Origin of the sequence: Mesorhizobium sp. B3-1-8, assembly GCF_006439495.1 — a bacterium.
In the GTDB taxonomy this organism is placed as follows: Bacteria; Pseudomonadota; Alphaproteobacteria; order Rhizobiales; family Rhizobiaceae; genus Mesorhizobium.
In genome coordinates, this window is sequence record NZ_VFTK01000060.1 from 1 (window position 1) to 24,273 (window position 24,273).

16 protein-coding genes and 3 pseudogenes are annotated in these 24,273 nt (G+C 61.1%); 12 read left to right on the forward strand and 7 right to left on the reverse strand.

Going from position 1 to position 24,273, the window contains the following annotated elements; translation table 11 throughout:
• Positions 1-159: 159 nt before the first annotated feature.
• From FJ424_RS32080 to FJ424_RS34200, 3 genes are all read right to left on the reverse strand, one after another.
• Positions 160-1,935: a recombinase family protein gene (locus FJ424_RS32080; protein WP_140659796.1), complete on the reverse strand. Its 1,776-nt coding sequence runs from the start codon at positions 1,933-1,935 to the stop codon at positions 160-162.
• 22 nt (positions 1,936-1,957) lie between these two features.
• Positions 1,958-2,206 carry a hypothetical protein gene (locus FJ424_RS32085; protein ID WP_140659795.1) on the reverse strand — a complete coding sequence of 83 codons (249 nt, stop codon included), beginning with the start codon at positions 2,204-2,206 and terminating at the stop codon, positions 1,958-1,960.
• A 141-nt stretch (positions 2,207-2,347) separates the two neighbouring features.
• Positions 2,348-2,935, reverse strand: coding sequence for a hypothetical protein (locus FJ424_RS34200; protein ID WP_246677410.1), 588 nt, complete (start codon positions 2,933-2,935; stop codon positions 2,348-2,350).
• A gap of 132 nt (positions 2,936-3,067) precedes the next feature.
• On the opposite strand from FJ424_RS34200, the gene FJ424_RS32095 reads away from it, so the two are divergent.
• On the forward strand, positions 3,068-3,316 hold the full coding sequence (locus FJ424_RS32095; protein WP_140659794.1) for a helix-turn-helix transcriptional regulator: 249 nt from the start codon (positions 3,068-3,070) through the stop codon (positions 3,314-3,316).
• 286 nt (positions 3,317-3,602) lie between these two features.
• Here FJ424_RS32095 and FJ424_RS32100 read toward each other — a convergent pair whose 3' ends face one another.
• A complete protein-coding gene (locus tag FJ424_RS32100; RefSeq protein WP_246677411.1) occupies positions 3,603-4,607 on the reverse strand; it encodes a helix-turn-helix domain-containing protein in 1,005 nt (334 codons plus the stop codon).
• Between the two features lie 112 nt (positions 4,608-4,719).
• On the opposite strand from FJ424_RS32100, the gene FJ424_RS32105 reads away from it, so the two are divergent.
• Positions 4,720-6,135 (forward strand): FAD-binding oxidoreductase, encoded by a 1,416-nt coding sequence (locus FJ424_RS32105; RefSeq protein WP_140659792.1) that lies wholly within the window; start codon positions 4,720-4,722, stop codon positions 6,133-6,135.
• Positions 6,136-6,426: 291 nt separating this feature from the next.
• Here FJ424_RS32105 and FJ424_RS32110 read toward each other — a convergent pair whose 3' ends face one another.
• From FJ424_RS32110 to FJ424_RS32120, 3 genes are all read right to left on the reverse strand, one after another.
• Positions 6,427-7,866, reverse strand: coding sequence for a FlgO family outer membrane protein (locus FJ424_RS32110; protein ID WP_181182260.1), 1,440 nt, complete (start codon positions 7,864-7,866; stop codon positions 6,427-6,429).
• A gap of 718 nt (positions 7,867-8,584) precedes the next feature.
• Complete coding sequence (locus FJ424_RS32115; RefSeq protein ID WP_140659790.1) at positions 8,585-9,412, reverse strand: class II aldolase/adducin family protein; 828 nt, start codon at positions 9,410-9,412, stop codon at positions 8,585-8,587.
• 547 nt (positions 9,413-9,959) lie between these two features.
• On the reverse strand, positions 9,960-14,765 hold the full coding sequence (locus FJ424_RS32120; RefSeq protein ID WP_140659789.1) for a winged helix-turn-helix domain-containing protein: 4,806 nt from the start codon (positions 14,763-14,765) through the stop codon (positions 9,960-9,962).
• 229 nt (positions 14,766-14,994) lie between these two features.
• Here FJ424_RS32120 and FJ424_RS32125 point away from each other — a divergent pair, with 229 nt between their 5' ends.
• The 10 genes and pseudogenes from FJ424_RS32125 to FJ424_RS32170 all read left to right on the forward strand — a co-directional run.
• Positions 14,995-15,810 (forward strand): DUF1194 domain-containing protein, encoded by an 816-nt coding sequence (locus FJ424_RS32125; RefSeq protein ID WP_181182259.1) that lies wholly within the window; start codon positions 14,995-14,997, stop codon positions 15,808-15,810.
• A 297-nt stretch (positions 15,811-16,107) separates the two neighbouring features.
• Positions 16,108-16,206 (forward strand): annotated as a pseudogene (locus tag FJ424_RS34205) (ATP-dependent DNA ligase); the annotation flags it as partial.
• Positions 16,207-17,210: 1,004 nt separating this feature from the next.
• Complete coding sequence (locus tag FJ424_RS32140) at positions 17,211-18,122, forward strand: ankyrin repeat domain-containing protein (RefSeq protein ID WP_140659787.1); 912 nt, start codon at positions 17,211-17,213, stop codon at positions 18,120-18,122.
• 31 nt (positions 18,123-18,153) lie between these two features.
• Positions 18,154-18,573 (forward strand): thermonuclease family protein, encoded by a 420-nt coding sequence (locus FJ424_RS32145; protein ID WP_181182258.1) that lies wholly within the window; start codon positions 18,154-18,156, stop codon positions 18,571-18,573.
• 949 nt (positions 18,574-19,522) lie between these two features.
• On the forward strand, positions 19,523-19,993 hold the full coding sequence (locus tag FJ424_RS34210; protein ID WP_246677412.1) for a hypothetical protein: 471 nt from the start codon (positions 19,523-19,525) through the stop codon (positions 19,991-19,993).
• 53 nt (positions 19,994-20,046) lie between these two features.
• Positions 20,047-20,415, forward strand: a complete 369-nt coding sequence (locus tag FJ424_RS34215; RefSeq protein ID WP_246677413.1) for a transposase — start codon at positions 20,047-20,049, stop codon at positions 20,413-20,415.
• A 12-nt stretch (positions 20,416-20,427) separates the two neighbouring features.
• Positions 20,428-20,643: pseudogene (locus FJ424_RS32155) on the forward strand (transposase); the annotation flags it as partial.
• 83 nt (positions 20,644-20,726) lie between these two features.
• A pseudogene (locus FJ424_RS32160) lies at positions 20,727-20,980 on the forward strand (transposase); the annotation flags it as partial.
• Positions 20,981-22,040: 1,060 nt separating this feature from the next.
• Positions 22,041-22,508, forward strand: coding sequence for a hypothetical protein (locus FJ424_RS32165; protein WP_140659785.1), 468 nt, complete (start codon positions 22,041-22,043; stop codon positions 22,506-22,508).
• Between the two features lie 18 nt (positions 22,509-22,526).
• Positions 22,527-24,273 (forward strand): VCBS domain-containing protein (locus FJ424_RS32170; RefSeq protein WP_210239451.1); only part of this gene is annotated, 1,747 nt, incomplete at its 3' end.

Sequence of the window (24,273 nt, forward strand, 5' to 3'; positions counted from 1 at the left end):
GAAGAATCCTCCAATCAAATCACTTCAAGCCGTCCTCACCCTTGCGTCGTGTACTGTGGAGCGGATTCAGGCGACGCACTTTAAGGCTTTGTTTTCATGCATGTCGTTATCGCAAAACCGCTGCACACTTTTGCGCGACACGCATTCGTCGGCCGCAGATCAAAGCGAGCATCGCACTCGGCGCCAATGTGGAGGGAATGATTCGGCCCTGGCGAGAGCCTGGTGGCCCTTTTGTGTCCGTCCGCGATCCTCCAACGCAAAACGGCCCGCGTTGAGCGGGCCGTTTTGCGTTTGGTTGCGGGGACCCGCAACGACTTTTGTCATAACACCGTCAGACGTTTGATTTTGGTCAGGTTTAGCGAGTTCGAGAATGCCGAACAGCTCGCCGCGTAGCTCGGCGTGGACCTCACCGCGCTTGTCGCCGGGCGTGAGTACGACCTGTCCGATCAACGAGCGCAACGCCTCGGCGGCTGGACGTCCATCCTCTTGGTCGGCCAGCGCTTGCGTGAACTGCTCGACCCGCTTCTTATAAAGAGTGGCGATGTTGGGATGCAGGTCGGGCACGTCAGTGGGCGCCACTGCCAGACGCGCGGTTATCTCTGCCTTCTGCCTCTCCAGGTCTTCCATTCTCGCTTTCATCGAAGGTTGGTACAGGCCATCCTCGATCGCGGCCATCATGCCGGCGATGGCACGTTCGATCTTGTCGAGCGCTCTGCGGTCCTGTTCGCTTTGGGCGCGACGCTCCTGGTTGAGGCGATTGGTCTCCTGGGCAAAAGCTCTGATCGCCTCGGCCACGGCATCGGCAGAGACGAGCCTTTCCTTGAGGCCTGCGAGGACTCGCTGCTCGATCTTCTGGCGGGTGATGGTGCGGCTGTTGTCGCAGATGCCCCGGCGCTGGTGGTTGAGGCAGGCATAACGGTCGCGTGTGAACAGGCCGTAGCGCCCTCCGCAGTAGCCGCACGTAAGCAACCCGGAAAGGAGGGAGACCGGCCGCTTCATGGTGTGCAGCTTTCTGGCCCGGGCCTTGCGCGTGGCGATAGCCACCGCCTCGAACTGGCTGGCGATGGATTTCTGTCTCTCCTTCACGGCCTGCCACAGTTCGTCCTCGACGATCCTGAGATGCGGCACCTCGGTGCGGATCCATTTCGCTGGCGGATTGGCCCGCGACACGCGCTTGCCGGTGGCGGGATCCTTGATGAAGTGGAGGCGGTTCCAAACCAGTACACCGGTATAGAGCTCGTTGTTGATGACGCCGGTACCGCGGATTACATGCCCGCGCACGCTGGTATCGCCCCAGTGTCGGCCGAGCGGGCCAGGAACGCCCTCCTTGTTGAGGTCAGCGGCGATCGCCTTCGGACTCTTGCCGGCGGCGAACTCGCGGAAGATGCGGCGCACGATGGCCGCTTCCTCCGGCACGATTTCTCGGTCACCGCGGACTGGCTCGCCTGCGGCATCGAGTTTCTTCACCACGCGGTAGCCGTAGCACAGCCCGCCCCCGGCCTTACCCTTCTCCACCCTGCCCCGCAGGCCGCGATGGGTCTTGAGCGCAAGGTCCTTCAAGAACAGGGCATTCATCGTGCCCTTGAGGCCGACATGCAATTCGCTGATCTCGCCCTCGGTCAACGTAACGATGGCAACGCCGGCGAATTTGAGATGCTTGAAGAGAGTGGCGACATCTGCCTGGTCGCGGCTGATGCGATCGAGCGCCTCGGCCAGGACCACCTCGAAGCGGCCGCGCTGGGCATCGCGGATCATTTGCTGGATGCCCGGCCGCAGCACTGTGCTGGCGCCGGAGATCGCCGCATCGTCATAGATTGCGGCTACGCTCCAGCCCTCGCGCGCCGCCTGCTCGCGGCACAGCCTCAACTGGTCTTCGATGGAGGCATCCCGCTGGCTGTCAGAAGAATAGCGGGCATAAAGTGCAACACGGGTCATGGCGGCGGATACTCTCTCTTAGTTAAAGGGGTTCGCCATCCTGCCCCCTACCCTCTCCCTCTCGGCGGCCCGGCCGATTGTCGTTGGCCGCCAGCCCCGCCTCGAATGTTTCCCGCGCCAGCTGCCGGCCGATCAGCCGGGCGATATCCAGCACCACCCGATCCATCTTGGCCGCCGCCACGCTTTCAGCGCGACCCTCGGGGCTGGCGAGGTCGCCGTTGTCGTTCGCCGGAAGCAAAGCCTGTGGCCCGGTGCTGGTTTTCTCCGACATGCCGGTCGCTCTCCCAATGGTGGATCGACCCGCCATCAGACTCCTCCGGACGGCGAAGGAAAGCGCGAAGTTAATGTCGTAGGGCCACAGCGTGCAATGACTTGCGTCGTGCGGTTTCGGCGTTTCAGAAGACCCGCTACATCACCAACGGTACTCGGCCGCGCCTTCCTCTCCCAGCGCAGCGACCAGCTTGACTGCGGACTCCCAATGCTTGGCAACATCGCGCCGCGTCCTTTCCCGGCTACGGTGTCCAACCGGCAAACCTCCTGCGATCGCTCTTAAGTCACTCAGTACGGAAGCTATATGCGGCCAAGGGAAATCGGTAGGATCACCAATATCCCGGTCGGCGCCGACGATCATTTCTAACTTGGCGACGACGCCAATGAGCGACGTTGCCGCGACCTCAGGGATAGAATCCTGAAGCTTAAGAGCTTCGGTCATCGCAAAGACCTCTGCCTCCCGCGCAACCGCGTACTCCTGTGGACCACCGAGAGTGCGCGCCGGTCGGTCTCGAACTCGCGTTGGAGAATCTGTGGCCAATCCCTGAATTCTGGGATTGACTATGATTTGGCTCTCCAACCGCTGCTGCACGCGACATAGCAGCAGGGAGATGTACCGAGCCATTTGCCAATCGCTCACCAGCAGAAGTGCGGGATCGCGTAGGGCTGCCGGTTGCAATTCCGTGTCGTTGCGGCTTGCGGCGAGAACATTCGGCTTTTTCGCTGCCACAGCATGGTCTCCTTTCGCGAGGCAAGTTTCGCTCAGTGGGTCCAAACCCCATGAAGGAGCTCGGCCTTCCGAATGTGATTTGTAGAGAATACTCCGTGGTGAAATACTCTGCAAGGCGCTGGTGTCGGATTCATGGAAATCCGAGAAGCGTTCGCGCAAAACCTAAGAGCCTTGCGGCGGGCTAGAGGCCTGTCACAGGAAGAGCTTGCGCACCGGGCTGGGATCGATCGCACCTATATCAGCGCTTTGGAACGCAACGTGTACAACGCGAGCATCGACGTCGTTGACCGACTGGCTGAAGTGCTGGGTGTGGATGTCGCAGAACTGCTGAAACGACCCTCAGCTGACCCGCAGAGATCGAAGTCTGAGCCTGACGAATAGAGAAGTTGATAATGTTGTCGGACCCATGGCCATGCGTCAGCTAATTCTGCGCGTATTCTGCGGGAGAACGGCCTGACGCAGGAAGACGTTAGAAGCGCGCCTTGGATTCAGTTCATAGGAATGTTCTTGGCGGAAGCCGCTCGCCCGCGCGCCATTAACAGGCGCTGTAGCGTGCGAGCGGCTGCTTCGCGCCTCAAGCCGGTCGTTCAGAGGTGTTTGCCGATTACCCGGAAGCGGACATTTGCCCTTGATGAAATCAACGTCCTCCTTGCCGGATTATCCGCGGTCATCCGTTTTGGACCGCCCGGCGCAACGACCCGAAGCGCAAGCGGTATTGCATCGGTGTAATACCGACCTTGCGGCGGAACAGGCGCCCGAAGAAACTCGTGTCCTCGTAGCCGACCTCGTTGGCGATCACCTCGATGGCCTCGTCGCTCGTTTCCAGCAGCCACTTGGCTTCTTCGAGCCGCAGCGCGTGAACATAGTCCAACGCCTTCATGCCCGTTGCCTTGGCGAAGCGACGCGCGAAGGAGCGTTCGGGCAAACCTGACAGGCGCGCCATGACGGCGACCGGTGCCGGCTTGCGGAAATTCGATTCCGCCCATTGCTGACTTTGCTTGATCACTGCGTCGCTGGTCTGCCGCGAGCGCGCCAGCGTGGCGAAGGGCTGCTGGCCGAGGTCGTGCCATTGCAGCATGTAGACCCTCGCCACCTCGATCGCCTCACGAAGACCGACGAAGCGCGCGATCAGATACAGAGCCAGATCCTGCCAACTCGATCCGCCGCCAGCCATGACGATGCGCTGCGCCTCGCCGCTCAGCACCAGCGACTGCTCCACTTTCACCTTTACGCCGGGATAGTTGTTCGTCAGCGTGTCGACATAGCCCCAATGGATTGTCGCCTCGCGGTTCGCGAGAAGCCCGGCTTCGCCCAGCAGCACCGCGCCTGAACAGGCGCTCGCCAGCAGCGCGCCTTCCTCATGCACGCGCTTCAGCCAGCGCGCTTCAGGGTCATACTGCCCGGCGACGCTTTCGCCCGGATTGACGAAGAAATCGGGGATGCAGACGATATCAGGACGCGGACAGTCGGCAATCGTGTGATCAGGATGTACCCAGACGCCGTTCGCAGCGCGAAACCGGTCTGCTCCGCGCGCCACGACGTAGGGCCGCATCCGCTGGTCACCGGCCATGCCCTGCGTGATGAAGCGAAAGTCCCGCCCCGGCGAGGAGAACAGGTCGACCATCCCGTAGAGCGCCGAAGCCGTGACCTCGGGCACGGCGAGGATCGCCACATTGAACGGAGCCACCTGTTCAGGCATGGCAGAAATGACCGTTTCGTTGCGTTTTCGACTTTAGCCGGCGCATTCGTTCCGCGCTAGCATTCTGGAAACGGAGGATGGGACGATGAACGCGACGACCACGCCTTCGCTTTCGCCAGCCAGCATCGAAAACCTTCGCTCCAGAATGCGCGGCGAGGTGCTGGTTCCGACGAGCGAGGCCTACGATGCCATCCGGGTCGTTTGGAACGGCATGATCAACCGAAGCCCAGCCCTCATCGCCCGCTGCCGGAACGCCGCCGATGTCATGGTCTCGGTAAATTTCGCGCGCGAGCACAGACTCGCCATCGCCATCCGTTCTGGCGGCCACAATGTCGCGGGTTATGCGGTCTGCGACGGCGGATTGATGATCGACATGTCGCCGATGAACGCGGTGCGCGTCGTGCCCGGCCTCGACCGCGCCATCGTCGGTGGCGGTGCGACCTGGGCGGATGTCGACGCCGCGACGACGCCTTTCGGCCGTGCCACGCCGGGGGGCCTCATCTCCGCGACCGGCGTTGCGGGCCTGACATTGTCCGGCGGCATCGGGTGGCTCCGCGGCACTCATGGCCTCTGCGTCGACAATCTCGTCGCGGCCGATGTCGTCACCGCCGAGGGCAAGCTGATCCGCGCTGACGAGACGGAAAACCGCGATCTTCTCTGGGCGCTCCGCGGCGGCGGCGGCAATTTCGGTGTCGTGGTGAGCTTCGAGTTCAAGCTGCACCCGATCGAATCTGAGCTGATGTTCTGTGGCCCCGCCTATCCCGAGGAACGCGCGGACGAGGTCATTGCGCGCTGGCGCGACTTCATGGAAACGGCACCGGACCGGCTGAGCGGACTCGCTGAATTCTCGATGCTGCCTGACGATCCTTCCCTCCCCGAGCCCGCGCGCGGCCGGCGCGTAGTGTCACTTGCGCATGTGTATGACGGCCCGGCGGATGAAGGCGAACGGATCGTAGCGCCGCTCCGCGGTTTTGGCGAACCGCTGGTCGATTTCAGCGGCCGCATGCCCTATTGCACCATTCAGTCACTGTACGACGCGCTGTTTCCGAAGGCGCGCGACCGCTGCTACTGGAAATCAACCTATCTCTCCCGCCTCGACGACGGCGTCATTGCGGATATCGTGCGGCAGATGGCGAAACGTCCGTCCGAGATGACCTTCGCCTCGATCTGGAAATTCGGCGGCCACGTGCAGCGCGTGCCGGAAGACGCGACCGCCTTCGGCGACCGGTCCATGCCCTACATGCTGAGCCTCGACGCGATCTGGTCGAGGGCTTCGGACGACGACGCGAATATCGGCTGGGTGCGCACCTTCTGGCAGCACATGCAGCGACACTCGACCGGCCGGCTCTATCTCAATTTCCCAGGCCATGGCGAAGGCGCCGACCTCGTCCGCGATGCGTTTGGCCCTCAGGCTTACGGACGTCTTCAACAGGTAAAGCGGCGCTATGATCCCGAGAACATCTTCCGGATGAACCAGAACATCGATCCTGGAGCCGCATAGTGACCTGGAGGCTGAATTTCCTCGACCGACGATCCTTCAAAACAAACTCTCCTGCGCCTTTTGGGGCTTCGATCAGCTCATCTAGCCGGAGGCCAAACGGCAGCTGTCCGCTAAACGCGCTCTGATAGCGGACCGACGGCTCTCGGCGCATAGCGAACTCCGCGTCCCGTCATGGGCCGCTCCAGCCTAGCTCTTTACTCGGCATCGCCCGGGTACGTCGCCTCGAGCGTCACGATCTGCCGCCCTCTCCAACCCCGTGCTCGAGCTGACGGCGGGCGGCGACGGGCGGTGTCAGTCGAGCCCGGCTACGCGTAATCCTTTGATATAGCGCGCGCGATCCTTTTCGTGGATGATGGGGTGGTATTTCTCGACCCAATCCACGGACACGGATGGATGTAGGCGCCGCGTTTGTGACAGCGCGTGGGTGGCGGCGGCGTGATCGCCCGCCATGCCTGCGGAGGCGGCGTAGGTGCGCCAAGCCGTCCCGAAATTCTGCCTGAGATCCACAGCGCGCCGCTCGAACTCGGCTGCCTCGACATAACGCCCCGCCATGAAATGACAGAGCCCGATGACGGAAAGGCTGCCCGCCTGCGTGAAGTCGCGCGGGCTGAGCCGGTCGGCAAGCGCGACATGGTGCAGACCGTCGTCGGGCATGCCGGCATAGGCATAGGTCGATCCAAGGATCATGTGCGCGTAGGCGAGGCTCGGATTGAGGGTGATCGCCTCAGATAGGGCTTTAACGGCAGGATCGAAACGGCGCGAGGCCATATGCACGAAGCCTGCGGCGAAGTGCGTCCAAGGGTTCTCCGGATCGCTGCGGATCGCCCGTTGCGCCATGTCGTGGGCAGTCGACAAGGTGGCTTCGGCATCAGCCAGTCCAAGCATCACCTTTGCGCCGAGGCCCCAGGCTACCAGGCAGTTGGCGTGTGGATAGTCGGGGTCGATGTCGATAGCTTTTTTCAGCAGCCGCTCGGCGATCTCGAAATCCGGCATCGAACCCCAGGTCCAGACATAGGGCATCGCCTTCATGACGAACCCCCAGGCGTCCAGGCTGCCGGGTGACCGGCTCTGGAAACGCTCCTGCTCGGCCACGTAGAGCCTGGGCTCGATGGCACCGATCACGCTTTGGGCGATCTCGTCCTGCAGCGCGAAGAAATCGGCGATTTCCGCATCATAACGCTCCGCCCAGATCTGGCGCCCGGTGTTGGCATCGCTCAACCTGGCATTAATCCTGAGCCGCTGTCCGGAACGGCGCACGCTCCCATCGAGCACATAGCGCACGCCAAGTTCGCGCCCGATATGCTTCACGTCGACCGCTTTACCGCCATAGGTGAAGGAAGAGTTGCGGGCCGAAACGAAGAGCCAGCGCAGCCGCGCAAGGCGAGTGATGATGTCTTCGGCGAGACCGTCGCCGAAATATTGCTGCTCGCTGTCGTCGCTAAGATTCGCAAAGGGCAGCACGGCGATGGAGGGCCCAGCCTCCTCGTTGTCGGATGGGGTCGAGGTCGCGTCAAGGAACTCCACCGCGCCGCCGAAGCGGTAGCCGATCCGCGGTATGGTCGCGATCCACTCGGCATCGTCGGACGCCCGCCCAAGCAGTTTGCGCAGCAATGCGATCTGGACGGAGAGGTTGCTCTCCTCGACCGTCGCGCGCGGCCAAGCCGCGTCCATGAGCTCCGCTTTTGACAGAACTTCCCCAGTTCGCATCACCAGCGCTGCCAGCAGCAACACACCGCGATAGCCGACGGGAACGGGAACGCCTTGCCGGAGCAGCGTTCCTGCCTCCGGATTGAGCTCGAACGGGCCGAAGGCGAAACGCTTCCCCATCATGGAACAAACTAACATCTTTTTGGAGCTTTTCGGAACTTTTCGGCCATGGCCCCGCGACCTTGCCGCGCGCCGGGTTCACGCTGACAAGGTGTTTCGAGACAGGAGAGCCGAAAATGTCCGCTGTTGTTTTCGATCGTATCGGGTTTGGGACCGAGACCACCCAGGTAACCCCAGTGAGCACTCCGCGCCCCCGCGATCAAGAATTTCGCGCAGCGCTCGACCGCCATATAGCTGCCTATATTGCCGATCAGAAGCGCCGAACCGAGGGGAATGCGGCTTCGCAACTCGATGGGGAATGATGCGGGATCACACTATCGGCCACCGTCCGTTCGTTCGCAAGTCACCTGCGCAACTATGGCTAATATGATGGACATTAATTTAATTCGTTGACGGCTTTTGCCTCGCGTATTGGCTCCAGAAGGTTTGCGCCTTGCGCCCGCCTGTCGAGCATCTGCTATCCCAACATTTGAAGGACCAGCTGCAGGATAGGGGCAGTGACGTCCCTCCTATTTCGAGGCGGATAACGGGGCACAGGCGTTCCTCGATCGTGACGGCGAGATGGAAAGGGGGATGGCTTTCGCCATCACCCATCAGACGTCTCCCTCTGTGGCACGCCAGCCTATTCGAGAAGTTCGGGGTGCTGCCTGAGGATGCGCTGCCAGAGCGGCTGGCATTGAAACCAGCCTGCGGTGGGCGTTCCGTTCACCGCGCGAGCGGCTCGGGCATTGGCCGGATCGACCTGCAGCGGCGTCCCCACGCTCTCGGCGAGGAACTGCGCCTGGCAACAGCGTTCCATTGAAATGAACCACCAGACTGCTTCGTCGACAGTTTCACCGACCGTAAGCAGACCGTGATTGCGCAGGATCGCCGCTTTGTGGGCACCAAGGCCCCCGGCGATCCGGGCCGCCTCGCTTGCCTCGGTGATCAGCACCCGCGTGTCATTGAAGAAGATGTGATCCTCATAGAACGCGCATGCGTCTTGCGTGATCGGATCGAGCAGCCGGCCCACCGCCGACCACGCCTTGCCATAGATGGAGTGGGCGTGGGCGGCCGCGACGACATCCGGCCGCGCGGCATGGATCTGATGGTGAATGGCGAATGCGGCTACATTGACCGGCATCGTGCCCTCGATCACATCGCCTGAGCAGTCGACGCGGATGAGGTCCGAGACGGTGATATGTGCGAAATGCATGCCGAACGGATTAACCCAGAATGTTTCGGTGAATTCCGGATCACGTGCCGTGATATGTCCGGCAACGCCTTCGCTGAAGCCCAACTCCGCGAATATGCGGAAGCCGGCAGCGAGCCGCTCCTTTCGGTGTTGCCGCTCCTGCTCTAGGGTTGCAAAGCGCGGCGGCCCCCGCCGTTTAAAAAACGGTTCATAGGCCTCCTGTTTGCGGATGGCCAAATCGCTTTCAGTGTCTGGAATTGACTTGACGACGTCCATGGCGCGCCCTCCTTGGGGTTCTGCACCGTCGGCATGACGGCACGCCTCAGATTGGGGAAGCTTCTCGCGCGCGTCTCGAAGGCTGCATCATTTGTTCCGAATTCTTCCGAATGGATGCCAAAAAGAGTCGAGTGTCGCGGCAATGATCCGAATTTGCCTGGTGCTGGACATGGATCTCAATCCGATCGAGCAGGCTTCGCCAATGTCAAGCCACTGGACGCGCTTCCAGTTATGTTGTTCCGGGTCGGCGGCTATTCCCAGTCAACCACGAAAAGTCGACAGTCTGCAATCGGCCCCAAAGACGACGTGGCAGCAACGCGCTCATTGCAGCCGTCAAGGTCCCCTCCGCCGCTTCCAAAAGCAGACATCACAAGCGAACGCTCTGATCGTGGTCGGACCCGAGCCAATCCGACGGGCAAGCCAAACCCAACGGTTATGCGTCACGCCGTCCGGACCCAGATTGATTCACTCGGTCATCACGTTTGGGGCCGGACGGGTGGCGGTTCCAGCAGGCGGCCTAAGGGGCAAAGTCTGACCGCTGTCGACCTCAGCCGGGACAGGTGCCGTTTGCAGGGACTTCAGGAAGGAAGAGGCTTCGCCGCTCGCAAGGGGTCAGTTCGCGAGGGACGGTACGCCGGGCGTATTCAATAAGCTCCTTGGGCGTCTGGAAGACGCGAACGATGCTGACCCTTTGTTCGCCGGAAACAATCGCGACATGGGTGCCGTCGGCGCTGAAAGCTGCGCGTGTAAAGCCCGGTCGAAAGGTTGCTTCGTCCTGGCTGCCAAGGACAGCAATCTGGCGCCCCGATTGCGCCGCCCATAATCGGACCGTTCGATCTTCGGTCGACGCGGTCACGACATACAAGCCATTGGGGCTGAATTCGGCGCTGTCCAGCGCGCCGCTGTGGCCCCTGAGAACCTTTTCCAGATCGCCTGAGACGCTCCAGATCCGGGCGGTCCCATCACGCGAAGCGGTTAGCAACGACTGACTGTCGGGACTGAAGGCGACCACCGTCACCGCGCCGGTATGTCCCTCCAGCGTTCTGACGCTTGTCCCCTCGGTGGTCGACCAAATTCGGGCCGTGTGGTCGAGTGAGCCCGTGGCGACGAGTTGACCGTGAGGGTTGAAGGCCCCTGCCGTGATGCGATCGTGATGCCCGACAAGAGCACGTAGTTCGACTCCGCTCGTCGTCATAAGGTGTCCCACATTGTCTTCCCTGGCCGAGAGGATCAGACGTCCGTCAGGGCTAAGAATGGCTTGCGGCAGATTGCTGCTAGTATTGATGGCGGCCAGCTCGGTGCCGGTCGTGGCGTCCCACAGTTGCGCGGTGCCGTTGATCCATGCGCAAACAAGCGATTTGCCATCGCGACCAAACTGGATCTTGATCAGTCCGGCATCTGATCGGAACTGGGCGGTCTCGTGTCCCGTGGCCACGTCAAAAATTCGGACCACGCCCTCAAGAGATGCCGTGGCGACGCGCCTCCCATCTGGGCTGAACGAGGCGCTTTGAATGATCTCATGCGTGTCGAGGCGGATTATCTCGCGCCCGCTCACTACATCCCACAGGTGCGCCGCGCTGTCGCCGCCGCCGGTCAGCAGGTGGACGTTGTCGGGACTGAAAACCGCGAAAGTCGGCCGATATTCATGTGAGAGCGAGGTCGTCAGGGCGCCGTCGACATCCCAAAGCCGAGCGGTGCCATCGTGTGAAGCAGTGAGTAGAATGTTGCTGTCGACCGGGCTGAATTCCAAATGCTCGACCAAGGATTCGTGACCGGCGATCGTCGTCACCAACGAGGCGCGTTCAGCGTCCCAGATGCGGATCGGCCCATTGATCGAGGTCGTCGCAAGGAAGCGGTCGTCCTTGGTGAAAGCACCGTTCATCTCCACATCGCGTTCATCTGTATCGATCTCAGGCTTCAGCCCCGAAACCTCTTGGCCGAGCACTTCATCCAGCGTTCCCAACGTTCCATCCCAAATCCGGGCAGTGCCATCGAGGGATACCGTGGCGATCCGCTGACCCCCGTGGCTGAAAATCACGCCGTTCAATTGTGTGTCGCTCTTGCTGCCGGCCAACTTTGCGATCTCCGTTCCTTTCGACAAATCGAAAAGGCTGGAAGTGTCGCGGTGTGAATGCCAACCCCACGGGCCGGCCACCATCCGGCTTCCGTCCGGGCTGAACGCCAGGGTGTAGGGCCAGGAGGCCACTCGGATCGACTGCGTCAGCGCGCCGTCTGCGGTATTCCAGATCGAAACAAAATGCTTGCCCGCCGTCGCGAAGCTGCGGCCGTCTGAACTGAAAGCAGCACGGGTATATGCGTCGCTGCTTACACCCAAGACTTTCTTTCCGGTTCGGGCATCCCAGAGCGTTGCATCGCTGCTCTCCCCCGCCGTCAGCACCCGGGTGCCATCCGGGCTGAAGATTGCCGTCGGGTAATTGCCTAGTGGCCGCAGGATGTAGAGCTGCTCTCCCGAGACGGCGTCCCAAAGACGTGCAGTGCCGTCCCTCGCGGCCGTCAGGATACGGGTCCCATCGGGGCTGAATTCGGCCCTCTCCACGGCCCCATCATGACCTTTTAGAATTGCAGTTTCGGTACCAGTGGCGATGTCCCAGACGGCTGCGGTTTTGTCGTAGGATGCGGTGACAACACGATCACCTGTAGGATTGAAAGCCGCATGCGCCACACTGGCGCCAGGGCGGAGGATTTTGATCTGCCGGTGCGCCAGCAGAGCCTTGTAGAGGGCTGCTTCCGCCTCGAAGAGATATGGCCGCTCGGGTTGCTCTTTCGACGGCAGCGCCTCAAGTGCCAACCGGATCGCAGCCTCGGTGTTGCCTGCCGCGGCGGACCGCTCCGAAAGGAACGAGAGCGAAAGGAACTGATTGCGCAGCACCTGATCGCGTTGGCCCCTTGCTTCCTCCCGCGCTTTGAGGGCGACCAATGCGCCTGCACCCGCCATAAGAGCGAGCATTATTGCCACGACAGCGGCGTTCCGTGTCCGTCGGGCAAGCCGGTTTGCTGCGGCAGCCGCGAGGCTCCGGCGCTCGGCCTCCCGCTCCAGGCGCTCGCGTTTTGCCTCTTCGGCGGCCGCGACCAGTGCTAGCTCTGCGTGACGGTCCTTCTCCTCCTTCTGCCGATGGGCACGCAAAGACTCCTCGATGTATTCAAGGACGGCTTCGTCGACCTCCTCCCGCCTTGAAAGCATCAACTCTTCGCCCTCCGCCAGACGTTTGCCGGACGGAAGGAGAAGCTCTCGATTCCTGCTTTCCAGGTGCCATCGGTGGGCGTCAGCCCTCAGGCGTTCGCGCGTCGCGAGGAAGTTGCGGTTTGCATTCACAATGTCACTGGCGCGCGGCCAACGGCTCAACAGGGCCTCATGTGCAAGACGAACGAAGACATGCCCTGCGACGTCCTCGTCGCTGACGAGGAGCCGGGCCTCGATTAATGCCCTGACGAGGGCCGATCGCGCGGGAGTGCCCGCGACTTCGGTATACAGCGCTGCACGTGCCGTGACTGTTTCATCGCCCAGGTTCGCCGTGATGAGGGCGCGCAGCACCGCGGGCAAGGCCTCCTGGATCCCGGGCGCCAGCAAGTCCAGGACTTCGTCGGCGCGGCGCGCGATTGCGCCTTCGAGCCCGCCGAGCGCACGATAGTGCGCAAAGGTGAGAACGCGTCGGTCGCCACTGGCTTGGTACAACGCGTCGAGGACAAACTCGAGAAGCGGCAATGATCCGGGGTCCGCAGTTGCTGCCGCCTGCAGCACGTCATCGAGCCGCCCCAACTCGGCACTCTCCTCGAAGCGGAGCCCGGCCACGACCGCAGGTTCGCGGATCATCTGCGCGATCTCTGGGCCGGTTGGTGGCAGAAGTTCGTAGCTGGCGAGGCCGTCCTTGAGCGCCGAGAAACCTTGGACCTCACCGCAGCGGTGAAAGAAATCCGAACGGATCGCCGCTATCACCCAGACCAGTCCGCTCGCGGCCAGCACCGCCATGAACCGCACAAGGGCCTCGCGCGTCGCCGGCTGCTTCTCCGTCGTGAACAGCTCCTCCAGTTGATCTATGACAACAAGCAGTCTGATCTGCGAGCGGGCCGGCCCAGCGGCCTTGCGAAGTGCCTGTCGGACCATCGCCAAGGCTCGATCCGGCGTGTCCCTGCAGAGTCGAGCGAAATCCGCGGCTGTTGCTTCTGAGGACAGCTCCGGCACAGCAGCGTCGTGAAGCAGCGCCGCAGCCAACACAGCGAATGCATCCGGTCCTTCGGAGAGGCGGATCAGGCACCGGCGAAACAAGGATATGCCTGCCACGGCTCCAGGTCGCGTCAATGACGGCAGCAGGCCAGCGCGCAGGAGGGAAGACTTGCCACAACCGCTCATTCCGTAGATGAGCAGGAATGCCGTGCCGTTTGCTGCCTGCTGCTCCAGTCTGGCAGTGCAGGCGGCAATCGCCCGCGCTCGGCCGAAGAATAGATCGGCATCTTCGAATTCGAAGGCGTCGAGACCGCGAAATGGCGACCTGACCGGTTCCTCGCACGCAAGACATACGCGGTAGATGCGCAAGGCACGGGCGACATCCTTCAGTTTGTGCTCGCCGAGATCGATGAATTCCAGCGAGAGGCGGTCCTGAGCCTGGGCGCGGACCGCTTCCGTGATGCAAATTCCGCCGGGGCGTGACAAGGTTTGAAGATGAGCTGCGACCTCGACGGCCTCGCCCCTGCGGTGGTCGCCCTCGGCGACGACGTAACCGAGGTCAACGCCGATGCGGAAGCGCAGCCGCTTTGTCTCGGGAATGTCGCAGTTCCGCCAGTCGACCTCATGCTGGATCTCGTTCGCACACCGCAACGCCTCGACAGGGCCAGCAAACTCCGCAAGGACTGTCTCTTCGACGCTCGCGAAGACACGACCGGCATGTTTTATCAGCAGCCGATCAAGGACCTGCCTGTACGCCGGGGTAGGTGCAGCAATGCTCCGCTCATCCTTGCCTGCGGGCCGGACTTCGGCCGCCAATTCTGCCGCCAGAATTGTAATCAATCTTGGTCCGGCATTTGAGGGAAGGACCAACCTGTAACCGCGCCTCGGCACTGTCTGCACGACGGCCTGGCGACTGTCGTTGAGCGCCGCACGGATCTCGTGAATGCATTGGACCAGGCTGTCATCGGTGACGGCTAGCCCATTCCAGACCGCCTTCATCAGCTCGTCCTTGGTGATGACGCGATCAGCGTTCTCCAGAAGGTGGCGAAGTACCGCGAAGGTCTGGTGGCGAACTGCGATTGTCCTGTTGAACTGGTCGCGCAAGGTCTCCCTGCTCACGTCGGCGGTCACGCCGTTGAGCACGAACGTCATGGGCGGCGAGCTGTTCAAGCCGGTTCCCCTCAAGCACGAAGCCGCAGTCCCATACTAGCACGGTTTCGCGCTGCGAAGACTGATCATCATTCAGACCGTGCGGGGAGCGCGGATTTCGGCGAATGATCGTAAGCCGTTCGTGACTTGGCGAATGCCCCGGACCGACAATTTCACATTCCATTGTCGGTGAGAGGGGTTCGCTATGGACTGCTTAGTACGGATTGCTGCAACCATGGGAGCAAGACCAGTGCTGCGGCTCACGGGCGCCTTCCTGCTCACCCTGATCTTCGCGACAGCGTCACAGGCTCACTCGACGGGCCGTCCCGCAGGCGGCCTGGCCGAAGTCGATTTGCAATTGATCCTTGCCGTGGACGTCTCGCCGTCGATGAGCAGAATTGAGCAAAAAGTGCAGCGCGACGGCTATGTTGATGCTTTCCGCCACGCGGACATCGCGATGGCAATCAGGGCCGGAGAACTGGGAAGAATCGCAGTGCTCTATCTGGAGTGGGCCGGGCCAAATCAGCAAACCGTCATCGTGCCGTGGACAATTGTCGAAAGCCGCGAGGACGCTCTGACTTTGGCGGATAGGCTCGCAGCTCTGTCGTTGACTGAAGGCCGCGGAACGTCGATTTCCGGCGCGTTGCAGGCCGCGAATGGCCTATTCGCAATGAGCGGCTTGCGCAGCGCGCGCCGTGTTATTGACGTCTCTGGCGACGGACCCAACAATGCCGGAGCACTCATTGACCCCATCCGGCAGTTTCTTCTCGCGGAAGGTGTGACGATCAACGGGCTGCCTATCGCACTACCCCGCATTGGCGAGGCCGACTGGTTTGCGCGGTACGATCCCTCCAGCCTGCAATCCTATTTCGAGCGCTGCGTCATCGGCGGACCGGACGCGTTTGCAATCGGCGTCACCGACGCCGCGATGTTCGCCACCGCGGTCCGTCGAAAGCTGGTTCGTGAAATCTCCATGAACAAGGACCAGGTGATCCACGCCGCGTACACCGAGCGTACCGGCCCCACGGTCGATTGCAACATGATCGGTCAGTTGCCAGGCCGATGACGCACGGCAATGAAGTCCCAGCATAGGAATAGCTTCGCGCATTGCTGCCGACAGTCCAATGTACCAACAGCAGCGATGAATGCGCTCAAAAGGGCTAAAGGGTTGCTTGTCGAGAACTTCGTTTCGAGACCGGAAGGCAAGTTTCGGCTATGTGCAGCCGTTTTCGCCGCTCGTCGTTTTCCAGTCGGCCGCGATCAGCGCCTCCTTTGCCGATCCGCCATGCTTGAGCAGATAGGGTGCCAGACGTGCGTTCATCTGCTCGACGAGCTTTGCGTAGTAAGTTCTGCCCAGAAGGCCGAGTGGCTCAAGCCGGGTCTTGTAGGGCGGGTTAAGTTTCTTAGGGGCGAGGAGAAGCTTCGCCATGCGTCACTGAAGGATTTTCGGGAGGCTGATTAGACAAGGCGGCCGCCGGACCTATGCGGCGACCGATGCGACCTCAAGAATGAAGATTAGCGATGTCTAATGTGGTATTCAGGTTGCGAGGGGATTTCGATGACGCAGTCAAAGCGGTATTTCGCATTGGCGTGGCTCGCACTGATCGGCAATGCCGAGGCCCACGATTGGTATACGGGTAAGACGGACCCCGTTCTTCACTACGACTGCTGTGGAGGCAATGACTGTCATCCTATCGATCCAAGCCATGTCAGGATGAAAAGAGACGGCTATTTCGTCCGGCCGCCCCGCCCCTTCTACCTAAACGAGCCACAAGAGCCGGAGTGGTTCATTCCCAGAGAGCGTGTCCAGACCTCGCCGGATGATCAATATCATATTTGCGAGCGCCTGATGACGTTCTATCGGACGCTGACCCCACACATGAGTTTCGAGGCTTATCACAGGTTTCGATGGACGTGCTTTTTCGCCCCGCCCGGCACTGGTTCAATCGGGCGAAGCTAGAAGAACATTCACATTGCATCCGCTGGCGCGAAGAAGCAGTTTTCGTCTTCTTCCGTGGGATGCAGACAGATGTGGAAGTTGTCATCCCCCGAGGGGATTACGACTTCGTACGGCACGAAGTAGCGGTTCCGACGCGTGACTTTATGATGGTCGCCTGGACGCAGAATAATCACATAGCCATCTGGCCGGGGCGTCACAGTTGAACTGGGAATTTTCCCGCAGTCGCCAGTGAGCGGGTCGCCGTGGCAGCAAGCCGGTGGATAGCCCCAATTTTCATCCGGGCCGTGGGCTAACGCCGCACTTCCCTCAATTGCCGCAGCCGTGGCGATCACACCTGCAAAGCACGTTGCCTGTCTTGTCCTGACTGCATGCATCGATTGGGGGCCGCCCTCAACGGCAACTTATGTCGTCAAGGCCATTATATACCATTAGCCTACGCTAATATACGCTGGAAGCCCGCGCCTATCGGGTATATTCTCCTCCTTGATCGGCGGAGGGATGCCGAAATGCGGGGCTTATTCGCAAGCTTCCTGATCTTGCTATGTGCCGTCACAACAGCGCATGGCGGTGCGCTCCACGACGCGGCCAAGAGCGGCGACCTTACTGCAATCACGGCGGCGCTCGATGCCGGTGCTAACATCGAGGAGCAGGAGAAGGGGGCAACACCGCTATTCCTGGCTGTGCGCAGCGGCCACGTCGAGGCGGCGGAACTGCTGATCAAGCGTGGTGCCGATGTCAACAAGGAAGCGGTGCTCGGCCTGCCGATGACCGTTGCCGTGCTGAAGAACGCCGCCGACATGATCCGGCTGCTTTTGTCGCATGGTGCCGACGCCAACGGCAAGACGCGGGGAGAGCCGATGCTGACCCTCGCGGTCGCCAGTGGCTGCCTTGACTGCGTTAAGGTGCTGGTCGAGGCGGGCGCTGACGTCAACACCATCTGGGTCCAGGGCGATCCCAATCAACGGCCGGGCATCATCACGGCCTACCATCTCGCAAAGCACGATGATCATGAGGACATCGCCGCCTACCTTTTGGAGCATGGCGTCGTCATCCTGAAACCGGAGCCGATTTCCGCCCGGCTCGCGGAGGGCGACCCCACCAAGGGCGCGGCCTTCTTTGCAAGCACCTGTGCCCCTTGCCATGTCGTGCGGCCAAAGGAACTTCCCACCATCGGGCCGAACCTTTGGAACGTCGTCGGTCGCGACAAGGCATCGACGAAGTTCGAGCGTTACTCCAAGACCCTGCTGGGTTGGGAGGGAGACTGGACCTACGAGGACTTGAACATCTTCCTCGCCGGTCCCACGCTGACGAAGCCCGGCGTCAACATGGATATTCGCGGGGTGCCTGAAGAGGCCGATCGGCTGAACGTGATCGCCTATCTCAGAACGCTCGCCGACACACCGATGCCACTGCCGTAGGGGATGTGCGTTTAGCACGGCCATGTGTAGGTTGATCCTCACCCTTGCCTTCGTGCTCACCTGTGGCCGGGTGTCCGCAGGAGAGCATTGGTCTGCTGAGGACGGCGACACGCTGTGGCATGACAAAAAACGAATTCAATTGCTCGGTTTTGATGCCCCCAAACTTTCGCAGGCGTGTTTTGATGCCGCTGGCAAAATCTGGCCCTGCGGCAAGTATGCGCGTGACCACATCCAACATCTTATCGCCTCAGGCGATGTATCCTGCATCGTCGAGGGCAAGGACGGTTATAACGACGACCTCGGCGTCTGCTTCGTGGCAGGCATCGATCTCGGACGGGACCTGGTGAAACACGGATTGGCGGTGGCCGACACTCGATACCTTGCCGAGGAGCAAGAAGCCCGCATTGCCAAACGCAACTTGTGGGCAGGGAGCGTCAGCAAGCGGCGATAGCAGCTGGGCGTCCACCCCGATCGATACCTGTCTCTGATTATGGCTGATAATTATGGCTGGCACTTGCAATAGCGGCATGTCACTCGGACCACGCGCAGAGTGTCGATGGCGAGGACGCCAAGCGAAAGAGTCGGCCACAGCATCTGCACCGCTTCCGTAAGGGATAGGGCCGGTCGCGTCGTCTATGCCGCAACGTTGACCGTTAGGGACACGTGGCCGATTGCGGGAGGGAGCAATTTCGTCCGGGAACATAATCCATTGCTAAGGTTTCGATCGTGAGGGCGAGGATCAGAGGCCGGGCGACCTCCGAACCTGGAACGCTAATCCTCTTCGTTCACGAAAGAATCGATGGCATTTGCGAAATAGTCGCCGAATGTTAGGAAGCGGTCCGTATCATCCTCGGCGTGCCGCGACGAGACAGCGCGGCGGCCGCTCTAACAGGCGGGCGAAGGCAAACCGAGAGATCAGAAAACGGAAGTCAGGACCTCCAGTTGAGGGATGGCGAATCGCTACCTACTTGCGGGGTTCCGCAGCTATGGACGCATCAGCGCCTTTCGAGCGTATTGAACCCAATGCGGACCTTCACCTTTCGGCCCCAATACAGTCGTTCAGCGAGGTCGGGGCGAACCTGGGACCGATGCGTCGTGGCATCAACACAACGCCGCCGCGAATTGCGAGCCCGAGCAGGTAATACCCCCGCAATGTGCTAATTCCCAAATAACATCAATCGCTTGATTTTAAAACACACATTGCACCAAGGTGCCGCAATGTGTGGGAGACAGCGAAAAATACAGCAAATACAACCAACCGCCCGCAGCACAATGTGCGCCCTTTTATCTTGCCCTCCCTCGGTTGTTGCCGGCTGTGGTAAGCGTCCGGTCCCTGCACCCAGATTGAGTAGTGCATTCGCGCGACATGTCGGGCTCCTTCGTAGCATGGAGGATCTCCGTTGAATTTGAGACATTTCGAGAACAAGGCGCGGCAATCCTGGTGGGTGGTTCACGTCGAGGCGTGGCAGCGCAGCGGTATGACGCGGACCGAATATTGCCGTGTGCATCGCCTGACGAAGGACACGCTCGATCGATGGCTGAAGTACTTCGCGGGCAACGAGGCGGCTCGTAAGCATGCGGAATATCAGGCGGAATTGCGCCGTCAGAAGCGCCTGGAAGAGCGAGCGAAGCGGCAGAAAAAGCGGGCTCGGCTGCGCTTTTCGGTGGGCACGGATGTGCGCGACCGTGCTGTCCAAGCGTACTGGGCGATGCATGTCGAGGCGATGAACTGGAGCGGCATGGGTGTTCGCGAATATGCCGCGGCGCTGCATCTTTCGCCGACGAGCTTGCGCATATGGCGAGACCGACTGGACGAGGGTCGAAATCGACTGGCGGGCGCATCTTCATCCCTCCGCCCGCCCGGCCGTTAGCACTAGTGCTAATGGAACGCCGACGGAATCAAGCTTGACGGCATCACCAAGCGATGATCCTGGTTGCGCCCCGGCAGCCTGTCCGGCGCTTCTTCAGCGACGCGGAAAAGCCCGCCATTGCGCTGGAGAGCGACCGGCTAGGTGTCAGCGTCTCGCAGGTCGCGCGAAAGCACGGGATCGCCACGGGGCTGTTGTTCCGTTGGCGCGTGCAGGTTGGCGTGGCGCAGAAGAAGCGCACCAAGCTTGCGGCTGTGGCGATAGGCGATGACACCGCGGCGGTGCGCCTTCTGCAGAGCCTGGTGCAGCCGCCTGCAGGAATGACGGCGATCGATCTGCCTGATGGCCGGCGCGTCTTCGCCCCTACCGGAAGCGATCCGGATGCAGTTCGCGAGCATCTTGAAAGCGAAGGAACAGGAACATGATGATCGTTCCGCCTGACGCGCTTCCTGCACGACGGTCGCATCCAGCTCGACACCAACCCGGTCGAGTGCGCGATCCGTCCGGTCAGTCTTGGTCGCAAGAACCACCTCTTCGCGGGCAGCGACGGCGGCCCCCATCGGTGGGCGGTGCTGTCTTCCCTGATCGAAACCCGCAAACTTAAGGACGTCGAGCCCTACGCCTGGCTGCGCGATGTGCTCAGGCGTATGGTCCGACGGATACCCGGTCAATCGGCTGATGAACTCGCCCCGTGGAAACTGCAGCGTGGACGATTGGATCGGTACATGGCCACCCCCCGCCGTGCTTGGTGGGCGTCGAAGCCTATGCCGGCGCACATTACATTGGCCGTCGACTGGTGAGGTCGGCCATGACGTTCGGCTAATCCCGAGACAGGACGTCAAGCCCTTCCGGAAACGGCAGAAGAACGACTACCGCGACGCCGAGGCCATTGCCGAAGCGGTGCAGCGGCCCACCATGCGCTTCGTGCCAATCAAGAGCGCCGAGCAGCTCGATCTTCAGGCCCTGCATCGGGTTCGCGGCAGGCTCGTCGGCCACCGCGCCGCGGTCTCGGGGTCGAGCCAAGTTTGGCCTTGATGGATGGTTGAGCGCCGCAGCCCGGCGGCTCCATCACAACGTCCTGGACAGCGGCGCTGGCCAACAAGCTCGCGCGCATTGCGTGGAGCGTGCTTTACCACGCTCGTTCGTTTGCGCACGGATTCGAACCGCATAAGCAGTCCGTGCTGTAACTCGTCAGATGTTTTCTGTTCCTGCCAAGGCCTGCGAGGTGACTTGAAACTGATGTCACAGCGGTCTTCCCGGCGCACCTGGGACCTGGATGCGCACGCATGGCCGATAGAGGCCTGCCACATAGAAAGATCAGGTGTATGCGGATTACTTTCATGGCCCGGGAGCATCGGCTCCCGTGCGAGGCCGGATAGATTGCCTCGGATCGAAATAGGCCACCCCTCGAACTCCCTTTGCGCCGCGCGGCCGGTCCATAGATGGCCTGCATGATCACCGCCAGCGTGCGCGCCACCGCGACATAGGTTTTGCGATGGCAGGAGCGCGCTTCAAGGGCTCTGAAGGTCAAGGGGTGCGCAAAGGAGATGGCCAAGCGCACCTGGCGAGGGAATGAGGTCATCGGACCCCTTTTCCTTCCGCTCTCGTGCTGCCAGTTCTCCGGCGTGGCAGCTGGCCCTGCTGATGCACTACTTTCGGCCGTTAACTGTTCCTCCGTTTGGATGTTGACGCTTGCTCTTTGTTAGCGTTAGGAATGTGTTAACATAAGCATCTCCTAAAAAAGAGCCCGACCGACAATCAGGGAATGGGCGACGCCAAGGGGGGCTAAAGGGAGCGCAGCGCGGCTAGCAGAGTCGTGCCAGCTAGCATTGTTGAGCCAAGACTGCATGTGGACGGCCATTTTGATATCTGGCTGATCGCGGCACTGTGCCGCTACCTGCGACTAGACTTCGCACTGAGAGTGGACGAACTAGCATGTTGATCATACTGTTTTAGATGGAGAATGGCCAAGCTTTCAATGCGGCAGTAAAACAGGTGTGGGGGCATCTGTATTTGTACATATGTACAAGTAAAATGGGTGGGGACAAGGTTGATTTATTATCAAGTCACAGGCGCCGATAGGACGACGATATCGTTTTCCGATATACCAGAGTTCGGCGACGACGCCTTTAATTTTGCTGAAGATACAGTCGTCCTCACTCCTGCCCTCCTGGTCATTATTTCACACAATGCGCTGAGCAACGATACCGCAAAGACACTTTGCTCCCTCGATGGCGAGTTTTCCGCTTCAACCGATGCAAAGAAACCCGCGGAAGGCGGTTGCAAAGATTCATCAGACGTCAAGCTGTGTCCGGCGGACCTGCGGGCGTGGGCGTTTCGCATCGGTACAAATGTCATTGGGCTGAATTCGAATTCATCTGATCCTGTCGCTCTCGCGGGGGATCAGCCGTCTTTTGGCGATGGCGAATTTGCCCGCATAGGACACATTTTTTTGAGCGACCACGCCGCCGCAGCGGCAGGTCGACATCGGCAATTTTTGACCGACAAGAACAACTAGCGAGACAGGGGACGGGGCATGGCAACGACCATCGGAACAAGCGGCAGCGACAATCTGGTCGGCGGCAGCGGCGACGACCTGCTGTCGGGAGGGGCTGGAAATGACCGCCTGAACGGTGGGTCAGGCGCAGATACGCTCGATGGAGGCAGTGGTTTCGATACAGTCCTGGGCGGATCCGGAGCGGACACGCTTATCTATCGAGCATGGGAAAATCAGTACAAGATTGGTACCCAAGTCTACGGCACGGGGATAACGGTCGGACAAACGACCTTTTCCGGCTACGACGTCTACGACGGCGGTAATGGCAATGCTGCGAAAGGCACTGCCGAGATCGATACGCTTGTTATCTATCTGAGCAATGATCAACTATTAAATACGTCATTCATGACAGCGTTTAACGCTGAAATTGCTCAGTTTCGTACCTTCATTGCCGCAAACTCGAACGCGAATACCGGCCAGGCAGGTCAAGCAGAATTTACATTCACCACAATCAACCTCAAGGTCTCCGCGATTGAGCAGGTGCGCTACGGAGTCGACCCAACCGCCCCCGTCGGTGTCGACGATGCCAATGGATTGCGAGAGGCTGGCGTTGGCCCAGGGAATACACCATTTTCGGGCGTCTCCACGGCGGCAGGTAATGTGCTGGCCAACGACACGGATTCCGACGACAGCCATGCGTCGCTGGTCGTGTCGGCGGTCCGCACAGGTCCTGAATCCGGATCTGGAAGCGCCGGCACCGTCGGATCTGCATTGGCGGGCACCTATGGCTCGCTGATCTTGAATGCGAACGGAACTTATACCTACACGCTCAACAACAGCGATGCGGACACTAACGCGTTGGCGGAAGGGGTCACTGTCACTGAAGTCTTTACGTACACCGTGCGTGACCCTCACGGGCTTACTGATACTGCGCAGCTGACCCTCACCGTCACCGGCACCAACGACGTCGTCTCGATCACCAGCGGCGCGCAGAATGGCGCGGTCGTCGAAGATGCCGACACGACGCCTTCGCCGATCGATTCCCTCAACGCCGCCGGCACGATCACGTTCAACGACGTCGATCTCAGCGACGGCCACACCGCTTCGTTTGCTCCGACCGCCGGCGAAACTGCGCTCGGCACCTTCTCGCTCGACCCTGTCAGTGAAGCCGCGAACGCCGCTAACGGCTCGGTGCAGTGGCACTACGCCCTCAACAATGCCGCCGCGCAGTACCTCGCTGCCGGCCAGAGCGTGGTCGAGCATTACACCGTAACGGTTAACGACGGCCACGGCTCGACGGCAAGCCAGCACGTCACCGTCACCATCAACGGCACCAACGACGCCCCGGTGATCTCGCTCGTCTCGACCGACAGCGACAGCGCCACCAAGACCGAGACCAATGCGGGCCTCACCGCGACCGGCACGCTGACCATCACCGACGCCGATCTCAGCGACACGGTTGCCAGCTCCGTCACCGGCATTTCGCATACCGGTCCGACCGGCGGGCTGAGCGATGCGCAGCTGCAGGCGATGCTGAGCGTGGCGCCGGCCTCCGGGCTGGCGGCCGATCCGACCGATACGCACAACCTGACCTGGACGTTCGATTCCGCCGCGCAGGCGTTCGACTTCCTCGCCGTCGGCGAGACGCTGACGCTGACCTACACCGTCACCACCGACGACGGCCATGCCGGCGGCACCGCCACCCATGACGTCACCGTCACCATCAACGGCACCAACGACGCCCCGGTGATCTCGCTCGTCTCGACCGACAGCGACAGCGCCACCA

What these genes read in the sequence shown, in the direction of transcription:
- FJ424_RS32080 (WP_140659796.1), bottom strand. Translation starts at nt 1,935, where the DNA reads ATGACCCGTGTTGCACTTTATGCCCGCTATTCTTCTGACAGCCAGCGG.
- FJ424_RS32085 (WP_140659795.1), bottom strand. Translation starts at nt 2,206, where the DNA reads ATGTCGGAGAAAACCAGCACCGGGCCACAGGCTTTGCTTCCGGCGAAC.
- FJ424_RS32095 (WP_140659794.1), top strand. Translation starts at nt 3,068, where the DNA reads ATGGAAATCCGAGAAGCGTTCGCGCAAAACCTAAGAGCCTTGCGGCGG.
- FJ424_RS32105 (WP_140659792.1), top strand. Translation starts at nt 4,720, where the DNA reads ATGAACGCGACGACCACGCCTTCGCTTTCGCCAGCCAGCATCGAAAAC.
- FJ424_RS32115 (WP_140659790.1), bottom strand. Translation starts at nt 9,412, where the DNA reads ATGGACGTCGTCAAGTCAATTCCAGACACTGAAAGCGATTTGGCCATC.
- FJ424_RS32140 (WP_140659787.1), top strand. Translation starts at nt 17,211, where the DNA reads ATGCGGGGCTTATTCGCAAGCTTCCTGATCTTGCTATGTGCCGTCACA.
- FJ424_RS34215 (WP_246677413.1), top strand. Translation starts at nt 20,047, where the DNA reads ATGATCCTGGTTGCGCCCCGGCAGCCTGTCCGGCGCTTCTTCAGCGAC.